Below are 22813 nucleotides of genomic sequence, written 5' to 3'. Positions count from 1 at the left end.
CAAAAATTCGTAGTTTGTTCGCAAAATCTAAACGATCCCGCGACGAAGCTCCGGGCAACAAGAAAGCAGCAGGGCAGTCTTTCATGACCGATCAGGATCCACGCTTTATCAGCATTACCCCTATGAAAAACGAAGGCCCCTTCGTGCTGGAATGGGTGGCGCATAACCGGGCGATAGGCGTGGACCAGATCGTCGTGATGACCAACGATTGTACCGACGGCACAGACGCTCTGTTGGGGCGGTTGGATGAGCGTGGGATCGTCACTCATGTAGACAACAACTCGCGCCGTCGGACCAGCCCACAGAAACGCGCCTATAACGCTTTCATGCGGATGGAAATTGCGCGCCCGCAAGACTGGGTCATTGTGATTGACGCGGATGAACATATCAACGTCAAGACCGGCGACAACACGCTGCGCGCGCTGACGCAGGCGATCCCCGAGGCCAGGACCATCTCGATGACATGGCGGCTTTTCGGCAATGCGGGGGTCGAACGGTATGAGGACCGGTTCCTGTCGGACCAGTTCCGGCAGGCCGCGCCCGAGCGGATTTTTCGACCTCCGCAAGCGTGGGGCTTTAAGACGATGTTCCAGCGAGAGCTTTGGGACGCGCTGGGCGTGCATCGGCCCAAGCGCCCAACGGTCGAGACGATGGAGGAATGCCATTGGTATAACGGCTCGGGTCAGCGGATGCCGGACCGGTATTATGACAAGAGCTGGCGTTCAGCGCGGGATTCGGTGGGGTATGACCTGGTGCAACTGAACCACTACGCACTGAAATCCTGCGAGAGCTATTTAGTAAAGAAGATGCGCGGGCGGGCGCATCATTTGGGCGAAAGCCTTGGCATGGAATACTGGAACATGATGAACCAGAACGCCGAAACAAACCTATCCATCGATGCCGTTCTGGATCGCAAACGGACGATTTACTACGAGATGCTATCCGACCCCGAAACGGCGCGTTTGCATCATAAATCCTGTGACCTGCATCGCCAGCACATTGCCCAGCTGCGCGAACAGCCTGAAATGCGGGAATTGATGCAGCAGATGACATCGGGGTTCGAGGTCAGCCAGCCGTGAGGCAGGGTTTGGGCAGTAAGGCGAGGGCGCTCTGATGCTGTGGCTACATCTGGGCATGCCCAAAACCGGCACGACCGCTTTGCAGGGGTTTTTGCGCGACAATTCTTCGGCTCTGGCGGATGCGGGTCTGCACTATATGGAGGCCGGGCGCAGGCGGTTGGAGGGTAAAACCCGACTGGTGATGAGCCACAACATCATCGCCTTTCACATCAACCAGACCAATGAGCCCATGGACCCGTTCCGCGCAGCCATGACCAGCGAATTCGACGATCATGCGGATCGGACCTGCCTCGTGTCCTCCGAAATGTTCTATTCGGTCGATTTGGCGCGTTTGGCACAAGTATTCGCGGAAATCCCAGCACGGCAGCTACGGATCACCTTCTATTGCCGCCGCTATTCCGATTTCTTCGAGGCCGACTACAAGCAGCGCGCCAAGAACGGTCGTTTGGTGAATGCGGGTTCGGGCTATATCAAGGCGCAGCTTGCGCAGATCGAGGCCAATCCGGCGCAGTATAGTTTCGCCGCCAAAGTTGCCGACATTCGCACCGCTTTTCCCGGTGTCACCGTGGTGCCGATGCTATATGACCGGGCTGAGATGGCGAATGGCCATGTGGTGGCCGATTTTTTGACGCGGGTCGGGACTCCGGTCGCGGATGACCTGATGGGCCAACAACCTGCCAATCCGTCCCAGTCACGTGCCGCGAGCGAAGCCTTTGGTATCGTGACCCGCGCAATGGGGCGCAGGAAAAGCCGTCAGTTGCGGCGGACCACACTGGATTTTCCAGTCATGGTGCGCCGCAACGATGTGCTGGAACCGGACGAGCGCGCGTGGTTGGATGACTACATGGCTGGCCAAGACTTGTCCTTTCAGCGGGAATTCTTCCCTGATCGGCACAGCCTGTTTTCGCAGGTCGAGTTGAGCGCGCAGGAACAGGCCTTTCGCCGAGACACGCCGCAGGAATATGAGGCGCTAAGGAAGGCATCCGAAATCGTGTTCCGGTTGGCGCTAGAGGCGCAGCCTTAGGGTAAAGTTACCAGCCAGTCAGCCAGCTTGTCACCGATTAGGTGCGGGTTGTCTTCCTGTATGAAATGAATGCCCGACCCGATATCGACGGTCTGCAAGTTCTGGATGGTCTCGCGGCACCACGCGACGCCGTCTTCCCGGATCGTACCACCAGGGCTGGCATAAAACAGCAACATCGGTATTTCGGTCTCACCCATCCATTGACTATAGGCACTGACGATCTGGTGCATGTCCGAGGGAGTGCCATCAATCGGTATCTCGCGGGGCCATACCCGCACTGGTTGGCGGCTGCGCGCGGTTGGGTAGGGCGCGCGGTAGGCGTCCATCTCTTGCTGGGTCAGGTCGCGGACAATGGCGCTGGGCAGGATTTTTTCGACAAACATGTTCAGACCCGAGATCAGCGCCCATCCCAGTCCCGGTGTGCGCATCATCTTGAATCCGGCGCGGAAATCAGAGGGGAATGCGGCCCATGTCATCGGGCGAATGATCCCTTCCATGAACGCGATGCCGCGGATGTTTTCGGGATGTCGGCTTGCGTAGTGAAACCCAAGGGCCGAACCCCAGTCGTGGATGACCAGTATTACATCCGTCAGACCCAAGGCCTTGATGAAACCATCGACAAAGGGGACATGATCGACAAAACGATAGGGAATGTCGGGTTTGTCCGATTTGCCCATACCGATCAAATCCATCGCGATGGCGCGATGACCCTTGGCTGCATAGGGGATGATATTGCGCCACAGATAGGAGGAGGTCGGGTTGCCGTGCAGAAACAGAATTGGTGCACCTTTGCCTTCATCCACATAGTGAATTTTCTGACCCTTGACCTCGATATATTTAGAGTCGAACGGAAATTCGGCTGAGATCGGCTTTTCGGAATGCATTGAGAGGGCCTTTCTGAGGTGCGCGCATGCGGGATCGCTGCGGATGCGCGACCATAGCAGCCCTTTTGGGCAGCAGCGCAAACAATTGCGTTAGTAGTCAAAGGCGCTGGGCGGCATGGTCTTCCGATTGTAGCATTCGTCTGCCCCTCTGGTCGAGGTCGCAAACAGGAAGGAGCAGCCCGTGGTCGATATCCCGAAACCCTCAGCCCGGATTGAATTGCTTTCGCGTGCGGCACATCCCGGTTTGATGGATGCTGCGACCGATCCCGATTTGCTGATCGTACTGATCCTGGCCAATCTGATGAGCGACCGGCTGTGGCATATCCGCGATCAGATCCTATCCCGCGTGGACCCGACGGGTCGGGACCTCGCGCCAACCAGTCAGATCACCCATGAGATGCTGGAGTATATCGACCGCCATTTCACCCATGACTTCCCCATGGGCACGGCAGATCGTGTGGGGCTGCTGAACCTTCAGGATGAAAGGGACCGGCTGGGGGCAGAACCTGTCGACCGCATCAAGGCGCAGCTTTGGCGGCACGTGACCCGCCGCCGTTCGGACGGGTTGTTGACCCCCGCGCTGGACATCTTTCCGGTGCTCGAACGAGATCAGTTGCCGCTTTACATCTACAATACAATCGATGGTTTGCATGCTATGTCGCGTCTGATGGGCCATAAAAAGCACCGGCCTATGGGTGTCACCGTTTGCGCGGATGAAGCTACGCTGACAACGTCGCTGGCCACAATCCTGCACGGTATTTCGCTGGTGGATGCTTTTATGGTCGGCTCTCCGGGCCACTACACGACGTTGTTGCAAAAGGACGGCCAGCGGTTCTGGTGCAACGGAAAGCCGGAGTATTTTGATCAGGCCGGGTGGCAGAGGCTCACGAACGGCCCGGATGCCGCCGACCCTCTGGCCGAGTTTGACCGACGCGTGCCCTATGCCGACAGGTTTATCACCATGTACGGAACCTTGGTGCTAGACGGCAGGCCAAGTGCGATTCCGTCAGAGCAATTGGATCGCTTCAATGCGGATTGCAGGGCGTTTTTCGGGATTGAGCTGCCGCCGTTCCGAACACTTCGCCACCAAGGCGTGAGCTTCGTCCCTAGCCGGGCGACAACCGAACAATTGAGGCGCTTTGACACGCTGAAAGGCGCAGACGAGGTGCGCAGCCTGTTGACCGAGCTTGCGGCTTCGGATGATCTCTCGGTCTTTGGAAAGGCGCGGTATTGCTATCGGGATGTGTCGATTCAGGCGCCGGGGGCGTATCTGGCAAACTCTTTGCGCGGACCAAAACTGTGGCAGGCGGCGCAGGAAGTTGATGGGGTAAAGGCCGCGTTGGACCGGATCAGGCGGATCGCGGGAGATGTCAGTATCTATGGCCGCCGCGAGAGGATTGCGATGGCCGATGAAGTGCTGTTGTTTAATACAGGTGATGATGTGGATCGGGGGCTGTTGCTGCTATCGTTGCTTCTGGCCTCGCCAGGCATCGACGCAGAAGCGAAGCGCGCCATGCAACTTATCGCTACAGAAGAGGGGACGTTTCTGACCTTGGGCCATACCGTTCTGGATGTCGCAACGTTGAAGCAAACCGATGCAGCGGTTGGCTCGACCCTACTGCGGTTGAGCGTTGAGTCGCTGACCGCGATCTAGGGCTACTCCACTACGATCTCTTGCCGTTGCCGTCCGGTTGCCTTGTCGAATATCAGGATGCGGTTGTCGTCCGTGACCACGGCGTACCAGTTGTTCCCGATGGTGACCGCCTGCGCCTTGGCGCCGTTTGGCAGCTCGATCTGATCGGGCAGGGTGGGGGTTCTGTCCGATAGCCGGATGACAATCAGCGCGAATGTCACTAGAACGCCGCCAATCATCACCGCGGTCAGCAGCATGACCATCCGCCGCAGCAATCGAAGCTGAGGCGTTTCCTGCGGTTCTTGCGGTTCGGAAGGGACAGTCATGGGCACTCGCCAGATTGAATTTCAGATCGCGGCAGATCCGCCGCCACGCCTTGATAAGGCGCTTTCGCGCGATGTGCCACCCGAGGAAAATCTGTCTCGCACGCGTCTTGCCCGATTGATCGAAGAAGGTGCCGTGTGGATCAACGGAACCGTAGCCAGCGATCCCAAGGCAAAAGTGGCCGAGGGCACATCTGTCACGATTGCGGTGGCCGAGGCCGAAGACAGCCATATCGGCCCCGAGGATATCCCGCTGGAGGTGGTGTTCGAGGACGCCGATTTGATCGTCATCAACAAACCCGCAGGCATGGTGGTGCATCCCGCACCAGGCTCGCCCAATGGAACGCTGGTGAATGCTCTGCTGCATCATTGCGGAGATGACCTGTCGGGCGTGGGTGGCGTAAAGCGTCCGGGTATTGTGCATCGAATTGACAAGGAAACCAGCGGCTTGCTGGTCGTCGCTAAATCAGATGCCGCGCATCACGGCCTGGCCGCCCAATTCGAGGCCCACACGGTCGAGCGCTATTATCGCGCGGTGTGCTACGGTGTTCCCGACGCCAACGATCCCCGTTTGCGCGGTGTGAAGGGTGTCAGTTTTGAGCCCGGCAACATCATGCGCCTGACCACGCAATTGGCCCGGCACAAGACCGACCGACAGAGACAGGCGGTTCTTTTCCATGGCGGGCGTCATGCCGTGACGCGGGCGCGGGTGGTTGAGACATTTGGCGACCCGGCGGGATTGGCCTTGATCGAATGCTGGCTGGAAACGGGCAGAACGCACCAGATTCGCGTGCATATGGCCCATGCGGGACACGGTTTGGTGGGCGATCCCGTCTATGGCGGCAAACGCAAGCTCGCGGCCAAAGCGTTCAGCACTGATACCGCCGAAGCGGTGCGCGCCTTCCCGCGACAGGCTTTGCACGCCGCGGTTCTGGGGTTCGAGCACCCTGTCACTGGCGATATTTTGCGGTTTGAGGCTAATTTGCCGGAAGACATGGAGAAACTGATTGATAAGCTGCGCGCGCCGTTGTCATAATATGCGCACACTCGTGAGTAACGCGTTCTTATCTTTTCTTTATCGTTGGTTAATACCACTCTGTTAGCGCTGCCTCTTGAATGAATCGGGACGACCTCCCATATCCTATGTTAACAACTTAAACATTTGTCGGAGGGACATGAATTATGGCAAATTACGCAAATCTCCCCGCGCCGACGCCCGAGGGTGGCCTGAACCGCTACATGCAGGAAATCCGCAAGTTTCCGCTGCTGGAGCCGGAAGAGGAATACATGCTGGCCAAGCGCTGGGTCGAAGAGCAAGACACTGAATCGGCTCATAAAATGGTTACGTCGCATCTGCGCCTGGCAGCTAAGATCGCGATGGGTTATCGCGGCTACGGTCTGCCGCAGGCCGAGGTGATTTCCGAGGCCAATGTAGGCCTGATGCAGGCGGTCAAACGGTTCGACCCGGAAAAAGGGTTCCGTCTAGCGACCTATGCGATGTGGTGGATTCGCGCCTCGATCCAGGAATATATCCTGCGGTCCTGGTCGCTGGTGAAACTGGGCACGACCTCGGCGCAGAAAAAGCTGTTTTTCAACCTGCGCAAAGCCAAGGCGCGTATCGGCGCGTTGGAAGAGGGTGACTTGCGCCCGGAGAATGTCGCTCAGATCGCCAATGATCTTGGTGTGACCGAAGAGGAAGTCATCAGCATGAACCGCCGGATGTCCGGTGGTGATGCCTCGCTGAACGCGACCGTCGGGTCCGAAGGCGAAGGCACCATGCAATGGCAGGACTGGCTTGAGGATGAAGATGCCGATCAGGCAGGCGACTATGAGGCGCGCGACGAGTTGGACGCACGCCGCGAATTGCTGGCCGCCGCGTTGGAGGTGCTGAATGACCGCGAAAAGGACATTCTGACTCAACGCCGCCTGATGGATCAGCCGGTGACGCTGGAAGAGTTGAGCACGCAGTATAATGTCAGCCGCGAACGCATCCGTCAGATCGAGGTGCGGGCCTTCGAAAAGCTGCAAAAGAAAATGCGCGACCTTGCGCGCGAGAAAGGGATGCTGGGCCAGATGTAATCCGGCCGCTGCGAACCAAAGCCCGCCTGAGACGGCGGGCTTTTTTGCGTCCAATACCGTTTAAGGTCTCGCTCTCTGATAAGTGATGTGTTGACGTCAGAAATGGCCAAAAATGCCTGACTTCGCGCCCAGACGTTGCTAAAAGAGCCGAGATTGAACCGTTAGCGATAACGGCGATACTGAAATTTGGGAGGGACTTATGCAAGAACCGGTTCAATGGGGTGTTCTGGGCGCCGCGAATTTTGCGCGTCGGTTTATGGCACCGGCTATTCACGCGGCGGAAGGCGCGCGGCTGGCCGGATTGGCAACGTCAAGCCCGGCCAAGGCCGAACCGTTTCAGGCTTTTTGCCCCGATCTGACCGTTTATGACAGCTATGATGCGCTGCTGGCCGATCCGCAGATCGATGCGGTTTATGTCCCGCTGCCCAATCACCTGCATGTAGAGTGGTCGCTAAAGGCCTTGGATGCCGGTAAGCACGTGTTGTGCGAGAAACCCATGACGATGCAGGCGTCCGAGTTCGATGCGCTGATCGCCAAGCGGGATGAGACAGGACTGTTGGCTGCCGAGGCCTATATGATCGTGCATCACCCGCAGTGGCAGTTCGCCAAAAAGCTGATCGCGGATGGGGCCATTGGCAAACTTATTCATGTGACCGGTGTGTTCACCTATGACAATCGCGCCGACACAGGCAACATCCGAAACCGCCCCGAAACTGGCGGCGGCGGGTTGCGCGATATCGGCGTTTACACGATCGGCAGCGCTCGGTTTGTCACTGGGGAAGAGCCGGTCGAGGTCCGCTCGACGATCCGATGGGAAAACGACGTGGACGTGTTCACCGAGATTAATGCGCGCTTCCCCGGATTTACCTATTCGACCTATGTGTCGACCCGGATGCACCCGCATCAGGCGATGGAGTTTCACGGCGAGGGCGGCGTGATCCGTTTGACCGCACCGTTCAATGCGCGGGTTTTTGACGTGGCTCAGGTCGAGTTGCATCGTCCGGGGCTTGAAGTTCAGATCACGCGCTTTCCCGGTGAAGATCAATACATATTGCAGGTCGAAGCCTTCGGTCGATCCGTGCGGGAAGGGGCGACCTATCCGTGCCCGTTGGAGTTCTCGCGCGGGACGCAGGCGATGATTGACCAAGCGTTTGAGGTGGCGGTCTCACGCTGACTTGCCACGCGCGGGTCCGGCAGCCTAGTCTGGTCGTCACCTGAACAGGAGACGACAATGGCAGGCGGCTGGGCGCGCGACGGCGCGGTGAGTGAACAGATCGAGGCGTCGATATCCGACGAACTGGCCCGGATGCAGGCGCAAAAGCGCCCTCAGGGCGAAAGCCTGACCCATTGCGCAGAATGCGAAGAGCCGATCCCCGAGAAACGCAGACTTGCCTTGCCGGGGGTGAAACTCTGTCTGGATTGCCAGCAGGATAGGGACGGTGCGTTCAAAGCGCGGTCCGGGATCAATCGGCGCGGGTCCAAGGACAGTCAGTTGAAATAGTCCATGCCTGAGCCCATGCCAAAACAGCCCCTGTTGCAGAATGGATTGGTTCTTGGGTTCCTGGCTGCGTTCTTGTGGGGCACGCACAGCGTCATCGTGCGCTATCTGACCAGCGATCTGGGCGGGTTGCAAATCGCGGTCTTGCGCCTGTTCATCGCGGCGTTGGCGATCTTTTGTATGTTGCGGCTGATGCGGGTTTCCGTCTCGGTCCGGTTGAGTGACTGGAATTTCCGTCTGGCCGTATTGTCGACCGTTGTGAATTACATCCTGTTCCACATCGGGCTTGAATATACCGGCGCGGCCAACGCGATGGTTTTGGAGAACACAGCGCCCTTTTTCGTGCTGGTTTTCCTTTATTTCTTTGCGGATACACCGGTCACGCGAACCGATGTTCTGGCCACAGTTTTGGCCATTCTGGGCGTTTTCCTGACCGTCTTCCGGGATTTTCAGGGAGGTGGAGAGCCCTTGTTCGGCGATCTTCTTGAAATCGGGGCCGGGCTAAGCTGGGCGGTCTTCCTGATTTCAAGCAGTCGGGCTATGCGCAATTCGAAATCGACCGGAGAGCGGCTGAACTTCCTGTTCGGCATCTTCTTGTGTTCCGGGGCACTCCTGCTGCCGCTGGCCGCGTTTTCGATGCAGGTTCCGTCCGCCAATGACGTGGTGTTCCTAATCTTGCTGGGCGTGCTGCCGACCGCCTGCGCCTATTACCTGTGGTACGAGGCTGCTGCGCGGGTTTCGACTTTAACCGCAACCTTGATGTTTGCGGCCTCGGTCGTGTTCACCTTTGTCAATTCGGCGCTGTTTCTGGGGGCCGCAATCACGCCGATTGCAGCCCTTGGGGGTGTGCTGATCGTGTTGGCCGTGTTTCTGACCACCAAAAACCAGCAATGATCAGCCCTCCATCGCCTCGAGTTCGTCGATAAAGCCCGAGATCATCGACAGGCCCTTGTCCCAGAACTTGGGATCGCTCGCGTCCAGCCCGAACGGGGCCAGCAATTCCTTGTGGTGCATCGAACCACCGGCGCGCAGCATGTCGAAATACTTGTCCTCGAACCCATCGGACCCGCTTGCGTAGACGGAATAGAGGGCGTTCACCAATCCGTCGCCAAACGCGTAGGCGTAGACGTAGAAGGGCGAGTGGACGAAGTGTGGGATATAGGACCAGAAGGTCTCGTACCCGTCCATGAATTCGAATGCCGGGCCAAGGCTTTCGGCCTGAACGCTCATCCACAGGGCGTTGATGTCGTCAGGTGTCAGCTCGCCTTCGCGGCGGGCGGCGTGGAGTTTGCATTCGAAATCATAGAACGCGATCTGGCGGACGACCGTGTTGATCATGTCCTCGACCTTGCCCGCCAATAGCACTTTGCGCTGTTCGGGGGTTTCGGCCTGATCCAGCATCTTGCGGAAGGTCAACATCTCACCAAAGACCGAGGCCGTTTCAGCCAGTGTCAGTGGGGTAGAGGACAGCATCTCGCCCTGACCGGCGGCCAGTACTTGGTGGACACCATGACCCAGCTCGTGCGCCAGGGTCATCACGTCGCGCGGTTTGCCCAGATAGTTGAGCATCACGTAGGGGTGCACGTCGGTCACGGTCGGGTGGGCAAATGCACCCGGCGCTTTGCCCGGCTTCACGGCCGCATCAATCCAGCCCTTGCTGAAGAATGGGGCCGCGATTTCGCCCATGCGCGGGTCAAACGCGTTATAGGCATCCATCACGGTCTTTTCGGCCTCGTCCCAGCCGACGATGCGCGTGTCTTCCATCGGCAAGGGCGCGTTGCGGTCCCAAACCTGCATCACGTCCAGCCCCAGCCATTTGCGCTTGAGCTCGTAGTAGCGGTGGCTCAGCTTGGGATAGGCGGCGACAACGGCTTCGCGCAGAGCCTCAACCACTTCGGGTTCCACATCGTTCGAAAGGTGGCGACCGGTTTGAGCGGTTGGCATATTGCGCCAACGATCAACAATCTCTTTCTCTTTGGCCTGTGTGTTGTGAACGCGGGCAAAGGTTTTGACGTTGTCCTGAAACACCCGCGCCAATTCGCGGGCGGCGGTTTCGCGTTTGCTCCGGTCCTGCTCGGTCAGTAGATTCAGGGTGCCTTCGATGTTCAGCTCTTCGCCTTCGATGTCAAAGGTCAGGCCGGCGATGGTTTCGTCAAACAGACGTTCCCATGCATCGCCGACAACACCCAGATCGTGCAGGAATTTCTCCAGCTCATCCGACAGTTGATAGGGCTTCATCGCGCGGATGCGGCGGAAGACGGGTTCGTACCGGCCCAGATCCGCGTTGGCGTCGAACCGGGCTTTCAGCGCGTCATCGTCGATACGGTTGAGCTCGAGCGTGAAGAACACCAGCGGCGTGGTGAAGATGGTAATCTTTTCCTGCATATCCGACAGGAACTTGGCGCGGTCCGCATCGGTGGTCAGCTGGTAGTACCGCAGACCGGCGAAGGACATGATCCGCCCGGCAATGGCGTTGATCTTTTCGTTGCGCAGGACGCAGTTCAGCAGACCATCAGCGTCCAGATCGGCCAGCTTGCCCTCGTAGTCTGCCGCAAAGGACGCACATTCGCCTTCCAGCCAGTCCAGATCGCGCGACAGTTCCGGCGCCTCTTCCGAGCTGTACAGATCCGTCAGGTCCCATTCCGGCAGGTTGCCAAGATTGTCGGACCCGCCGACTGCGTTTGCGTCACGGACGGGGAAGGGAAGGTCGCGCATGGATCACCTCGAAATAACAGCTTTTGCCAACATCTAGGCGTGCCGGGCGGGGATCACAAGCGGGGTGTTAGTCAGACAGGGCCGGTTCGCGTTCGGCGGCCATGAAATGCGCCGCCAACTGGTCGAAAACGGGGCCGCGGACCTCTGGAGCTTCCATCAAAACCTCGTGTTCGCCGTCGGGGATTTCCTCGAGCGTGCCGCTGGGCCAGTTGGCCATGCGGGCGCGGATCGCTTTGCGGTCCACGATCTGTTCATGGGTTCCAAGGAAAGTCAGACACGGAATGGTGGGGGCGGTCTGCTCCATCAGCCAGGCGCATTCGTCCAGCGCCTCGCGCAGCCAGATTGTTGAGGGTGCGCCTAGCGCCAACTCGGGGTGGGCGTTCAGCTGATCCTGCATCATCTGGTACATCGCTGGATCACGCGTTAGCACGTTGCCTTCAAACGGTTGCGACAGGACGTAGCTTTCCAAAGATGTCGTAGGCGGGGTTTTCTCACCCAGCCCGAACCGAGGGCCCCAATAGGCGGTCAAACGGCTCAGCGGTTTCATCAGCGGCGTGAAGAAAATCCCCCACATCGGTCCCGTGAAGGCGCAGGTGGCAAACTTGTCAGTTTCAAGTACAGCCCGCAGGCCAATGGCACCGCCCATCGAGTGACCGATGACGTGCCACGGTTTGGGCAGGTCGAGCTCTGTGGCCAGCGCAAAAGCGGCCTGAGCATCCATCTGATAGTCCGGTATCGTATCGACATGTCCGACACGCGGATCGTCCAGAGGGCGATCGGCCAGTCCCTGACCACGCCAGTCGATCGCCAGAAATGCAAATCCACGCCCGACGAACTCGGTCGCAGTATTACCGTACTTCTCGATATACTCTGTACGGCCAGGAAACATGAACACTGTCCCGACCGCATCACCCTGTGGCAGCCAGTGAGCCACTCGGATGCGAACCCCGTCAGAGGTCGTCAGCCAATGGGCCTGTCCACCGGCGGGTGCGCCGGCCACGTCTTCGAACAAAGGGGCCGACGACATTTCCATCAGGCCAGCGCCGATGCCAGTTGCATGGCCACACCCATGTCACCATCGACGGTCAGCTTGCCGGACATGAAAGCACCGGTCGGGTTCAGCTCACCGCTTAGGATTTGTTCGAACGTGTCGACATCCGCGTTCATGGTGACGTCAGCTTCTTCGTCGCTGACACGCGCGCCGCTGCCGTCCAGAACAATCGAACCCACACCTTCAATGGCGAACTTGGCGGATGCGCCAAAGCCGCTGTCGGCCAGTTTTTCGTTCAGCGCCGCTGCGGCTTTTTCCAGAGTGTCGCTCATGGTTCTCCTCACTTTGATTTGAGCACAGGGAATGGACATCCTCCTGCGCTACGCTACACTGACCGTTGTTATGAGCATTGCAAGCACCAATCTCAAAGGTATCGTCGCGGCAACCGCGCTGCTAGTCACGTTTTCCATCCCTTGTCTTGCACAGCAGGCAGATTCACGGGATGAAACCGAGCTATTGCAGCAACTGGCGCAATCAACACCCGATCAAGCGATTGGCATTGATCGTCAACTCAAGTCTCTGTGGTCGTTATCGGGTTCAGCCTCGGCTGATCTTTTGCTGGAACGGGGACGTGAGGCGCTGGATGACGGTGACACAAAGGCGGCTATCGAACATCTGACGGCGCTGACCGATCATGCGCCTGACTTTGCAGAAGCGTGGCACGTACGCGCGTCGGCATTTTTTGGGGTTGAACGGTTTGGCTTGGCAGCCGCTGATCTGGAATATGCGCTGACACTTAACCCGAACCATTACGAAGCGATCTATGGCCTTGGCCTGATCTTTGAGATTATTGGCCAACCGGACAAAGCGCTGGCTGTCTACGAGCGTGCATTGGCTATACATCCCCATCACGAAGAAGTAACCAATGCGGTGAATCGACTGAAGCCTCAGGTCGAGGGCTCGTCCCTCTAAGGGGCAGGGGGCAAGAGTGAGCGGGTCATCCCGAATCGTGGCCGTACTGGGTCCGACCAACACAGGCAAAACGCATTACGCGATTGAACGTATGCTGGGCCACCGGACCGGTATCATTGGCCTGCCGCTGCGTCTGCTTGCGCGCGAGGTTTATGACAAGATCGTCGCCATTCGCGGGCCGTCGGTCGTGGCACTTGTCACGGGCGAAGAGCGCATCGTGCCGCCACGCACCCAGTATTGGGTCTGTACGGTCGAGGCGATGCCCGAAGGCATGGGCGCCGATTTCGTGGCCATCGACGAAATCCAGCTGTGTACCGACCCTGAACGCGGCCATGTTTTCACCGACCGTCTGTTGCGGTCTCGCGGTACAAGCGAGACGCTGTTCCTAGGCTCGGACACCATGCGTGGTCCCATATCAGCGCTGGTACCCGAGGCACAGTTTGTACGGCGCGAACGGATGTCTCAACTGGTTTATGCCGGATCGAAAAAGATCAGCCGGATGCCTCCACGCAGCGCCATCGTCGGGTTCTCGGTTGATAACGTCTATGCCATCGCGGAACTGCTGCGTCGTCAAAAGGGCGGGGCGGCCGTGGTCATGGGTGCGCTCAGCCCGCGCACTCGGAATGCGCAGGTGGACCTCTATCAGAATGGCGAAGTTGATTATCTGGTCGCCACCGACGCCATCGGTATGGGCTTGAATCTGGACGTGAATCACGTGGCGTTTTCTTCGCTGACCAAGTTTGACGGTCGGCGGATGCGGCCCTTGGCCCCAAACGAACTGGCCCAGATCGCAGGCCGGGCCGGGCGCGGCATGTCGGATGGCACGTTTGGCGTCACGGGCGAGGCCCCGCCGCTGGATGACGGTGTGGCGCAGGCCATCATGGACAGCCGCTTTACGCCGATGAAAAAGCTGAACTGGCGGAATGCCGCTTTGCGGTTCGGATCCATCGAGGCGCTGATCAACTCGCTTGAAGTCAGCCCGGACAATGAAAACCTACTCAAAGCGCGGCCCGCCGACGATCTGAACGTGCTGAAATCCCTGTCGCAAGTGACCGAAGTGATGGCCCGCGCAAGCGATCCGCAATCCATCCGCTTGTTGTGGGATGTATGCCGAATCCCCGATTTTCGCGGCATCAGCCATTCGGAACATGCCAGCCTGCTCGAGGTGATCTACGGCCATCTGCACGAACGCCAGTCGATCCCTGATGACTTCATGGCGCGGCAAATCCGCCGGATTGACCGGACAGACGGAGATATTGATGCGCTGTCCAAACGGCTGGCATATATTCGCACCTGGACATATGTTGCGCAACGAAACGGATGGGTGCGTGACGAATCCCATTGGCGTGAGGAAACGCGCACTGTAGAAGACAGGCTGTCAGATGCATTACATGACCGTCTGACCCAACGATTTGTGGACCGGCGCACATCCGTTTTGCTGCGGCGGCTCAAACAGAAGGAGGCCCTTTTGGCCGAAGTAAATGACAAGGGTGAAGTGACCGTCGAAGGCGAATTCGTCGGTCGTTTGGAAGGGTTCCGGTTCATTCCGGACAAAGCTGCGCAGGGGACCGAGGCGAAAGCCTTGAAATCGGCTTCGCTGCAAGCTCTCGCGCCGCAATTCCATCTGCGTGCCGACCGCTTCTACAACGCGCCGGATACAGAAATTGATTTCACCGAACAAGGTGGCCTGATGTGGGGCGAATATGCCGTTGGCAAGCTGGTTGCCGGGGCCGAGCCGCTCAAGCCTATGGTCGAGGTTTTCGTAGACGAAGCCGCAGGCCCCGATGTCGAACAGAAGGTGCAGCGCCGGCTGCAGCATTTCATTGACCGTAAGGTGGCCGCGCTGTTTGAACCGCTGCTGAACCTGTCGCGAGACGAGGAACTCAGCGGTCTGGCCAAGGGCTTTGCATTCCGCATGGTCGAGGCATTGGGCATCTTGCCGCGTGCGCAGGTCGCGCAAGAGGTCAAGGATCTGGATCAGGACGCTCGCGGTGCGCTGCGCAAGCACGGCATCCGCTTCGGTCAATTCACGATCTTTATGCCGCTGCTGCTGAAACCCGCGCCGACGCGCTTGCGTCTGGTTCTGTGGGCGCTGTCCAGCGGCTTGCAGGAATTCCCTGAAGCGCCGCCTCCGGGTCTGGTTACGGTCCCCGTCGCTAAGGACGCGCCGCAAGGGTATGACACCATGTGCGGTTACCGCGACGCCGGTGAGCGCTCGATCCGTATTGATATGCTGGAACGTCTGGCAGACATGCTGCGGTCTGAGGACAGCCGGGGCGGGTTCGAAGCCAAGCCCGACATGCTCTCGATCACCGGTATGACTCTGGAACAATTCGCCGACCTGATGCAAGGCTTGGGTTACAAGGCCGAGCGTGGCGAGCGTGAAAAGGTCAAAGCCGCTCCTGCTGAACAACCTGCGGCAGAAGCGTCCGAGCAACCTGTGACTGAGGAAACCCCGGCAGACGCAGGTGCGACGAATGAGGCCGCCGCACCCGCCGAGGCGCCAGCCGAGGCCACCGAAAGCACCGAGGCGGCAGCCGAGGCTCCGGTCGTAGAACCCGCAAGTGATGAGCCCGAGGTCGAGGTGTTCTATACCTTCACGTGGGGCCGTCAGCGTCAGCAAAATCGTGGCCCGCGCCGCGAGCAGGGGCAGGGCAAGGGCAAACCGCGTGGCAAACCTCAGGACAACCGCCGCCCGCAGGGCAAAAAGGGTGGCAAGCCGCAAGGCGCGAAATCTTTCTCGGCCCGTCCGCCCAAGAAAGAGAAAGCCATTGATCCCGACAACCCCTTCGCCGCTGCGTTGATGGGGCTGAAGGACGGCAACTAAACGCGCATGTCCGAGGCCAAGCTGCGGATCGACAAATGGCTGTGGCAGGCGCGGTTCTTCAAGACCCGCAGCCTGTCGGCCAAACAGGTCAGCGGCGGCCATGTGCGTGTCAACGGTAACCGGGTTCTGAAACCGGCGACAGCTATCAACCCCGGCGATGTTCTGACCTTTCCTCAGGGCCGCATTGTGCGTGTTGTGCGGGTGGAAAAACTGGGTGAACGGCGCGGTCCAGCCCCCGAGGCACAAACGCTATATACGGATTTGACCGAAAAGCAGGACAAGCCGCTGCAAAATCCAAGCTTTGAAGGAAAAGGTCGTCCAACTAAGAAAGATCGGCGCGCGCTTGACCTTTCTCGCTATCAAGATAGCTGATCCTATCTTGAAGCTGACGCCATACTGATTTAGCTAGACGCCCAAAGCGCAAACGGGAATCCGACCATGACCTACGTTGTCACTGAAAACTGCATTGGCTGCAAATATACCGACTGTGTCGAAGTATGCCCGGTGGATTGTTTCTACGAAGGTGAGAACACGTTGGTCATCCACCCCGATGAATGCATCGACTGCGGCGTGTGCGAACCCGAATGCCCCGCCGACGCAATCCGCCCCGATACCGAGCCGGGTATGGATGAATGGGTCGAGTTCAACCGAAAATACTCGGAAATGTGGCCGGTCATCGTGACCAAGAAAGACCCCTTGCCAGAAGCCGAGGAACGCGACGGCGAAGAAGGCAAGATGGAGAAGTACTTCTCTGAAGCGCCCGGCGAAGGTGGCTAAGCGATTCGCTCTCTGAACTCAGTGGTTTAGATGCCGAAAAAAACGCCGCAACCTTATGTTTAATAATGATTTTATCGGCTCATTGGTCGGTAACGCTTTTGTGTGTCGCATTTTTGTGATATACTTCGTAGCTGAATGATGACTGAGCTGGGGATGACTCCGTAAGTATGGACGCTTTGGAGTTCTAATTTTTTGACAAACAAACTGCCTGACCGGGCCTTCAAGGCACGGTTTTGGGGTGTTTTGTCGTTTTTTGTCTGGCTCTGCTAACCAAGGATGAACCTGAATGTCTAAGTCGAAAAAGCTTGAGTTCCGCCCGAACGATTATGTGGTTTACCCCGCGCATGGTGTGGGTCAGATTATCTCGATCGAGGAACAGGAAGTTGCCGGGTATTCGCTTGAGCTGTTTGTGATCTCGTTCGAGAAAGACAAGATGACCCTGCGTGTTCCGACCAACAAGGTGACCGAATCCGGTCTGCGGTCGCTGAGTTCGCCCGACGTGATCTCTCAGGCGATGAAGACGTTGAAGGGCAAGGCCAAGGTGAAGCGCGCGATGTGGTCGCGCCGGGCGCAGGAATATGAACAGAAAATCAACTCAGGCGACCTGATCTCGATCGCAGAGGTGGTCCGCGATCTGCACCGCACTGACGATCAGCGCGAACAAAGCTATTCCGAGCGTCAGCTCTATGAAGCTGCCTTGGAACGTCTGACCCGTGAAGTTGCAGCCGTATCCGGCGCCGGTGAAGTGTCGGCCGCCAAGCAGGTGGATGAGGTGCTGACCTCGCGCGCTGCCTGATCGCATTGCTTTGAATAGTTTGGGCCGCTCCTGTTGGGGGCGGCCTTTTTTATTTTCTACCTCTTCGTTTGGGGGTATTTTCCCAATAGGTAGAGGCGTCTAGATGGCCCAGATAAAGAAAACGCTCAAATATCTCTATATCGGACATGACCCGGTTTCGGTCTGGTTCCGCTACGGGCTGATCCTGTTCGACGCGGTGACAATCGTGTTTTTTGTCGCCACTGCGCATATTTCACACGGTCCTGGGATCACGATCGCCAGCATGTTCGTCGGGTTCCTGATCCTGCTGGACTTTTCGGCGCGCCTATGGATCGCGCGGGACCGGCGCAAACTGTTCTTCAAGATTTACACCCTAGCCGATCTGGTTGTGATCGTGTCGCTAATGCTCGACCCATTCCTTTCGGGCAATCTGGCCTTTCTGCGGATTCTGCGCGCTCTGCGCCTGATCCATTCCTTTCACTTACTGCGCGATCTGCGCCGCGACGTCCAATATTTCCGCACCCATGAAGACGCGGTTATTGCCGCCATCAATTTGCTGGTCTTTGTATTCGTGACCTCGACTGCCGTTCTGGTCTTTTTCATCCCCGAGGACAGCCAGACCCCCTATATTGACGCTTTGTATTTCACCATGGCGACGCTGACGACAACGGGGTTCGGCGACATCACGCTGGACACACCGGGCGGTAAGCTGATTTCGGTCTTTATCATGGTGGTTGGGGTGGCGCTGTTCGTGCGGCTGGCGCAGGCGATTTTCATGCCACAAAAAGTACGGCACAAATGCCGAAGCTGCGGCTTGTATCGACACGACCCAGACGCTGTGCACTGCAAACATTGCGGCGAAGTGTTGCGGATCGAAACTGGAGGCACGTCCTAAAGCGCCGCCGCCAGCGCTATCAGAATGGCAAGCTCGGTCATCACCTGCGTTGCGCCCAACACGTCGCCGGTCTGTCCCCGAATTTTGGATCTGGCGACCAAACCGATGGCGAACGTAACAATAGCGGCGACAATCAAAGCCTTAAATGCGGTGGCACCAGTCAAGATCAGGGCCATTGCGAGGGCAAAGGCAGCCCCGATCCCAGTAGTGGACGACAGGGGAGCGCCGACCGAATGGCTCAGACCAGCGTTTCTGGCGTTGGGCAGGGCAGTCATCAATATCGGCATCATTGCGCGCGACAGGATGCAGGCAGTCAGTATGCCTCCGAAAGCGCCAGTTGCCAGCAAGGGGGCGATCAGCGCAACGCGCAGGGCTTGCGACAAGATCAGGGCAAGAACGCCATAAGTGCCGATGTGGCTGTCTTTCATGATCTCAAGACGTCGGGCCGGGTCAAACCCGCCCCAGAACCCGTCTGTGGTGTCAGCCAGCCCGTCCTCGTGCATGGCCCCGGTACACAGGATCAGCACTGCAACCAGTATGACGGCGCAGGCCAACGGGGGCAGGCCCCAAGCCGATCCGACCCATCCCGCCGCACAGGCCAGAGCGCCGACAACGAAACCGGCGAACGGAAACGCCCAGGCGGCCAAGACCTGACGATCAAAAGCATCCTCGGGCAGGCGCGGGATCGGTAAACGCGTCAACAGGACCAGTGCCAGCAGTATATCCCAGTGGGAAATGAGTTTGGTGTCGTTTTTTAGCACTCCCGCGCCTTTCAGGGTCTTGTTGCTTTGGTCGCTTCGGTTAAACACACAGGACCACTCTGATGCAACGAGGCTTTGGATGCTGCCAGACCTGACCGACCTGAATTCTTTTCGTGACGCCCTTTCTAATGCGCCCGGATCCGATGGCGACGCCCGTCAGGGTGCCGCGGACCGGAACGGACAATTGACCAAACCTCCAGGTGCGCTGGGGCGGCTGGAAGATCTGGCGATCTGGTATGCGGCCTGGCGTGGGGACGCGCGGCCGCAGATCAATGCGCCGCAGGTCATTGTCTTTGCCGGAAACCATGGTGTTACGGCGCAGGGCGTTTCGGCCTTTCCGCCCGAAGTGACCGTGCAGATGGTGATGAATTTCGAACATGGCGGCGCGGCGATCAACCAGTTGGCCAAAGCGGCGGGAGCAACGATGGACGTGCACGCGCTGGAGCTTGACCGTCCGACCGTGGATTTCACCACCGGTCCGGCCATGTCCGAGGACGAACTGTTGCGTGCGCTGCAAACCGGCTGGAACGCAGTGAACCCGGAAGCTGACCTGCTGGTCGTGGGCGAGATGGGGATTGGCAATACCACCCCCGCCGCCGCGATTGCCTGCGCTCTGTTCGGAGGCGAAGCCGCCGATTGGACTGGGCGTGGAACCGGCGTGGACGATGCTGGGCTGGCCAACAAAACCCGTGTGGTGGCAGAGGGCGTAGCCCTGCATGGCGGCTCGGGCGACGGGTTGGAGGTGCTGCGCTGTCTGGGCGGGCGCGAGATTGCGGCCATGGCTGGGGCGATTGCTGCCGCCCGCATCCTGCGCATTCCGGTTGTTTTGGACGGGTTCATCTGTTCAGCTGCTGCGGCCTGTCTGGCCCGCACGGTCGACGGGGCGCTGGATCACACCGCGGCAGGCCATCAAAGCGCTGAAGGCGCGCATGGCGCGGTGCTCGCCCAGCTTGGCAAAGAGCCGCTGCTCAGCCTCGGCCTACGTCTGGGTGAAGGGTCTGGTGGTGCTTTGGCGATCAATATCGTTAAAAGCGCTGTCGCCTGTCATTCCGGTATGGCAACCTTTGCTGAAGCTGGCGTGTCGGACGGCTAAGCTGAAGGGCCTGACCGGGGAACGGTCAGGCTGATTTCTGGGCGTGTTTCTCGGCCAGTTCCAACAGCTCGGTCTCTAAGTCCTTTTCAAGCTGCCGGGCCCGATCGATATATTTCTTGTTCTCACCGGTGGGCATCCCGGGGATCCACAGTTCGGCCAATTCCCGAACAGCGGTCCGGTCGTGGTGGTAAAAGGTCTGCTCGGCCTGCGCCGCCTCGTAGTCGCTGAGGCCGATATTCTCGAGCACATAGCGTCCAGCCCGGAGCGATCCGTCAAACATCTCGCGCACGATGTCATTGGCCCCGGCCTGATACAGCTCGTACACATGGGTTCGGTCATGAGCGCGGGCGACGATATGAAGGTCGGGACGCTGGCGGCGGGCGAAGCTGACCAGCCGCGTGACTGTCTTGGGGTCATCCATCGCAGCGACCAGAACCGAGGCTTTCTCTAACCCGGCGGCACGCAGCAGTTCTGGGCGGGTGGGATCGCCCAGGAACCCTTTGACGCCAAACCGACGCATCAGCTGGATGGTTTCGATATCGTGGTCCAGAACGATTGTCTTGAACCCGCTGGCACGCACCAGCCGGTTCACGATCTGACCAAACCGACCGATGCCTGCGATGATCACCGGGCCTTTCTCGTCGATCTCATCGGGTTCGGGGGCGGGCCCGCCATCGCTGATCCGGCGCGAGAGCAGGTCGTAGATGATGAACAAAAGTGGCGTAATCAACATTGTAAGGGCGATGATCATCAGCAGCTTTTGTGACAGATCGGGCGGGATGACGTTTTGCTGTGTTGAGAAGGCCAGCAGAACAAAGCCAAATTCACCCGCTTGCGCTAAACCCAAGGTGAATAGCCAATGATCGCGCCCGCGCAGTTTGAAGGCACGGCCAACCAGAAACAGGATGATGCCTTTGGCCAGAATGACCAAAAGGGCAAGGCCTATCAGATCAAACGGGTCGTTGAAGAAATAGGCGACATCAATCCCGGCCCCCACGGTGATAAAGAACAACCCCAAAAACAGACCTTTGAACGGTTCCAGGTCGCTTTCCATTTCATGGCGGAACTCCGAACTTGCCAGAACCACGCCTGCCAGGAATGCGCCAAGGGCAGGCGAAAGGCCGACCAACGTCATCAGGAAGGAAATCCCCACGACGATCATCAGCGCCAGCGCCGTATACATCTCGCGCAGGCGGGTGGCATGGATGAAGCGAAACAAGGGGCGGGTCAGGTAGATGCCGGCAAGAATGACGAAGGCGATGGCGGCCAGTGTCACCAGCGTCACAGCCCACCCGGGCAGGCCTTCGACCAGGGACAGGCTGTGATGTGCCTTGTCATGCAGATCTGCCGCGCCCCGCTCGATAGATCCGTCATTCTGGATGTGAGGCACCGCAGGCAACGCTAGCAGAGGCAGCAAGGCCAGCATCGGGATCACCGCAATATCCTGCGTCAACAGAACTGAGAACGTAGCCCGGCCGCCATTTGTCTGCATCAACCCCTTTTCCGACAGGGTTTGCAGCACGATCGCGGTTGAGGACAATGACAGGGTCAACCCGACAGCTAGCGCCACCGACCACGGGTGGTTGGCATACATGGCCACGCAGGCAATCACCGCAGTGGACAAAAGAACCTGCAGCCCACCAAGACCCAGTAGCCGTTCGCGCATATCCCACAAGGCGCGAGGCTCCAGTTCCAGCCCGATCAGGAACAGCATCATGACAACACCGAATTCGGCAACATGTTGCAGGCTTTCGGTCTCGGCCCCCACCAGTCCGAACATCGGACCGATGACAATACCGGCGGCCAGGTATCCCAATACCGACCCAAGACCCAGGCGCGCCGATAAGGGCACAGCGATCACGGCAGCCGCCAGATAGATCGAAGCCTGGTATAGGAAATCGTCCATATTATCCTCTCGGGTCAGGTGGGCAGGGGCGCATCGCGCTTGAGTTGGTCCATCACGATCTGGCTTTGCACCCGTGCCACCGCAGGATGCGGCAGTATCACTTGATGAAGCAAGCGATTGAGCGCGGAAAGATCGTCGCAATAGACATGCAGCAGATAGTCAGCCTCGCCGGTCATCGTCCAGGCGCTGGTGATCTCGGGTCGAGTGTCAACCAAACGGGCGAAACTTTCGGATTGCTCGGGGCCATGGGTGCCCAAATGTACCTGGATAAAACCTTGCACCTGCAAGCCCAACTTTAGTGGGTCCAGCCGCGCGGCATAGCCGGTGATATACCCCTCGGCCTCGAGCCGTTGACGGCGGCGTCCGGCCTGACTGGGCGACAGGTTCAGCATCTCACCCAATTGATGGGCCGTCAGGTGCGCATTTGTCTGAAGCGCCGACAAAAGCCGTGTGTCTATTGAATCCAACACCTGCACAAATTCCTCATAAAATCATCAAAACGTGCGGATTTTTCGCACTTAAACTTAGTTTACCCGAAAACAATGCGCAGAAACAGCGCTGAATAAGACTTATTTTGGAAT

General features: G+C 58.5%; 23 protein-coding genes. 15 read left to right on the top strand and 8 right to left on the bottom strand.

Translation table 11 applies throughout. The features are described from left to right. Positions 1-83 precede the first annotated feature (83 nt). Both ACR0CA_RS05630 and ACR0CA_RS05625 read left to right on the top strand, forming a co-directional pair. Entirely contained in the window at positions 84-1079 is a 996-nt protein-coding gene (locus tag ACR0CA_RS05630; protein WP_480897695.1) for a glycosyltransferase family 2 protein, read from the top strand. Between the two features lie 34 nt (positions 1080-1113). Then, a complete protein-coding gene (locus tag ACR0CA_RS05625) occupies positions 1114-2103 on the top strand; it encodes a hypothetical protein (protein ID WP_480897693.1) in 990 nt (329 codons plus the stop codon). Here the strand turns inward: ACR0CA_RS05625 and ACR0CA_RS05620 are convergent. Continuing rightward, positions 2100-2987 carry a haloalkane dehalogenase gene (locus ACR0CA_RS05620; RefSeq protein WP_480897692.1) on the bottom strand — a complete coding sequence of 296 codons (888 nt, stop codon included), beginning with the start codon at positions 2985-2987 and terminating at the stop codon, positions 2100-2102. The two genes, ACR0CA_RS05625 and ACR0CA_RS05620, sit on opposite strands and share 4 nt — an antisense overlap. 181 nt (positions 2988-3168) lie before the next feature. Here ACR0CA_RS05620 and ACR0CA_RS05615 point away from each other — a divergent pair, with 181 nt between their 5' ends. Then, the gene (locus ACR0CA_RS05615; protein ID WP_480897691.1) at positions 3169-4641 is read left to right on the top strand and encodes a hypothetical protein; all 1473 of its coding nucleotides are present in this window, start codon (positions 3169-3171) and stop codon (positions 4639-4641) included. 2 nt (positions 4642-4643) lie between these two features. On the opposite strand, the gene ACR0CA_RS05610 is transcribed toward ACR0CA_RS05615, so the two are convergent. Beyond that, positions 4644-4946, bottom strand: coding sequence for a DUF6476 family protein (locus tag ACR0CA_RS05610; RefSeq protein ID WP_480897689.1), 303 nt, complete (start codon positions 4944-4946; stop codon positions 4644-4646). Here ACR0CA_RS05610 and ACR0CA_RS05605 point away from each other — a divergent pair. The 5 genes from ACR0CA_RS05605 (at position 4945) to ACR0CA_RS05585 (ending at position 9414) form a co-directional block, all read left to right on the top strand. Next, complete coding sequence (locus ACR0CA_RS05605) at positions 4945-5979, top strand: RluA family pseudouridine synthase (RefSeq protein WP_480897688.1); 1035 nt, start codon at positions 4945-4947, stop codon at positions 5977-5979. The genes ACR0CA_RS05610 and ACR0CA_RS05605 overlap by 2 nt on opposite strands. A gap of 146 nt (positions 5980-6125) precedes the next feature. After that, entirely contained in the window at positions 6126-7022 is an 897-nt protein-coding gene (rpoH, locus tag ACR0CA_RS05600; RefSeq protein ID WP_170750687.1) for an RNA polymerase sigma factor RpoH, read from the top strand. Between the two features lie 199 nt (positions 7023-7221). Continuing rightward, entirely contained in the window at positions 7222-8196 is a 975-nt protein-coding gene (locus tag ACR0CA_RS05595) for a Gfo/Idh/MocA family protein (RefSeq protein WP_480897686.1), read from the top strand. Between the two features lie 57 nt (positions 8197-8253). Then, a complete protein-coding gene (locus tag ACR0CA_RS05590; RefSeq protein WP_170352835.1) occupies positions 8254-8523 on the top strand; it encodes a DksA/TraR family C4-type zinc finger protein in 270 nt (89 codons plus the stop codon). Between the two features lie 3 nt (positions 8524-8526). After that, positions 8527-9414 carry a DMT family transporter gene (locus ACR0CA_RS05585; RefSeq protein ID WP_480897685.1) on the top strand — a complete coding sequence of 296 codons (888 nt, stop codon included), beginning with the start codon at positions 8527-8529 and terminating at the stop codon, positions 9412-9414. On the opposite strand, the gene ACR0CA_RS05580 is transcribed toward ACR0CA_RS05585, so the two are convergent. The 3 genes from ACR0CA_RS05580 to ACR0CA_RS05570 form a co-directional block, all read right to left on the bottom strand. Further along, positions 9415-11235 (bottom strand): M3 family oligoendopeptidase, encoded by a 1821-nt coding sequence (locus tag ACR0CA_RS05580; RefSeq protein ID WP_480897683.1) that lies wholly within the window; start codon positions 11233-11235, stop codon positions 9415-9417. It abuts the gene before it with no gap. Between the two features lie 67 nt (positions 11236-11302). Further along, positions 11303-12268 (bottom strand): alpha/beta fold hydrolase, encoded by a 966-nt coding sequence (locus tag ACR0CA_RS05575; protein WP_480897682.1) that lies wholly within the window; start codon positions 12266-12268, stop codon positions 11303-11305. Continuing rightward, positions 12268-12558: an SCP2 sterol-binding domain-containing protein gene (locus ACR0CA_RS05570; RefSeq protein ID WP_170750697.1), complete on the bottom strand. Its 291-nt coding sequence runs from the start codon at positions 12556-12558 to the stop codon at positions 12268-12270. The genes ACR0CA_RS05575 and ACR0CA_RS05570 overlap by 1 nt, the downstream gene beginning before the upstream one ends. A gap of 31 nt (positions 12559-12589) precedes the next feature. Between ACR0CA_RS05570 and ACR0CA_RS05565 the strand changes: the two genes are divergently transcribed. The 6 genes from ACR0CA_RS05565 to ACR0CA_RS05540 all read left to right on the top strand — a co-directional run bounded on the left by ACR0CA_RS05565 (position 12590) and on the right by ACR0CA_RS05540 (position 18472). Then, on the top strand, positions 12590-13198 hold the full coding sequence (locus ACR0CA_RS05565) for a tetratricopeptide repeat protein (RefSeq protein WP_480897680.1): 609 nt from the start codon (positions 12590-12592) through the stop codon (positions 13196-13198). Between the two features lie 16 nt (positions 13199-13214). Continuing rightward, complete coding sequence (locus ACR0CA_RS05560) at positions 13215-16025, top strand: helicase-related protein (protein ID WP_480897679.1); 2811 nt, start codon at positions 13215-13217, stop codon at positions 16023-16025. A gap of 6 nt (positions 16026-16031) precedes the next feature. Beyond that, positions 16032-16397 carry an RNA-binding S4 domain-containing protein gene (locus ACR0CA_RS05555; protein ID WP_480897678.1) on the top strand — a complete coding sequence of 122 codons (366 nt, stop codon included), beginning with the start codon at positions 16032-16034 and terminating at the stop codon, positions 16395-16397. Between the two features lie 66 nt (positions 16398-16463). After that, on the top strand, positions 16464-16802 hold the full coding sequence (gene fdxA, locus ACR0CA_RS05550) for a ferredoxin FdxA (protein WP_170769449.1): 339 nt from the start codon (positions 16464-16466) through the stop codon (positions 16800-16802). A gap of 286 nt (positions 16803-17088) precedes the next feature. Next, positions 17089-17598 (top strand): CarD family transcriptional regulator, encoded by a 510-nt coding sequence (locus ACR0CA_RS05545; RefSeq protein WP_170381457.1) that lies wholly within the window; start codon positions 17089-17091, stop codon positions 17596-17598. Between the two features lie 103 nt (positions 17599-17701). After that, on the top strand, positions 17702-18472 hold the full coding sequence (locus ACR0CA_RS05540; RefSeq protein ID WP_480897676.1) for a potassium channel family protein: 771 nt from the start codon (positions 17702-17704) through the stop codon (positions 18470-18472). Here the strand turns inward: ACR0CA_RS05540 and cobS are convergent. Then, a complete protein-coding gene (gene cobS, locus ACR0CA_RS05535) occupies positions 18469-19233 on the bottom strand; it encodes an adenosylcobinamide-GDP ribazoletransferase (RefSeq protein ID WP_480874964.1) in 765 nt (254 codons plus the stop codon). The genes ACR0CA_RS05540 and cobS overlap by 4 nt on opposite strands. 79 nt (positions 19234-19312) lie before the next feature. Here cobS and cobT point away from each other — a divergent pair, with 79 nt between their 5' ends. Next, positions 19313-20326, top strand: a complete 1014-nt coding sequence (gene cobT / locus ACR0CA_RS05530) for a nicotinate-nucleotide--dimethylbenzimidazole phosphoribosyltransferase (RefSeq protein ID WP_480897674.1) — start codon at positions 19313-19315, stop codon at positions 20324-20326. Between the two features lie 25 nt (positions 20327-20351). Here cobT and ACR0CA_RS05525 read toward each other — a convergent pair whose 3' ends face one another. Together ACR0CA_RS05525 and ACR0CA_RS05520 are read right to left on the bottom strand one after the other, a co-directional pair. Then, positions 20352-22232: a monovalent cation:proton antiporter-2 (CPA2) family protein gene (locus ACR0CA_RS05525; protein ID WP_170784446.1), complete on the bottom strand. Its 1881-nt coding sequence runs from the start codon at positions 22230-22232 to the stop codon at positions 20352-20354. Positions 22233-22246: 14 nt separating this feature from the next. After that, complete coding sequence (locus tag ACR0CA_RS05520; RefSeq protein WP_480503000.1) at positions 22247-22702, bottom strand: Lrp/AsnC family transcriptional regulator; 456 nt, start codon at positions 22700-22702, stop codon at positions 22247-22249. Positions 22703-22813 lie beyond the last annotated feature (111 nt).

This window comes from Ruegeria sp. F12, assembly GCF_056533885.1.
This window is presented reverse-complemented; position numbering and strand designations above follow the sequence as displayed.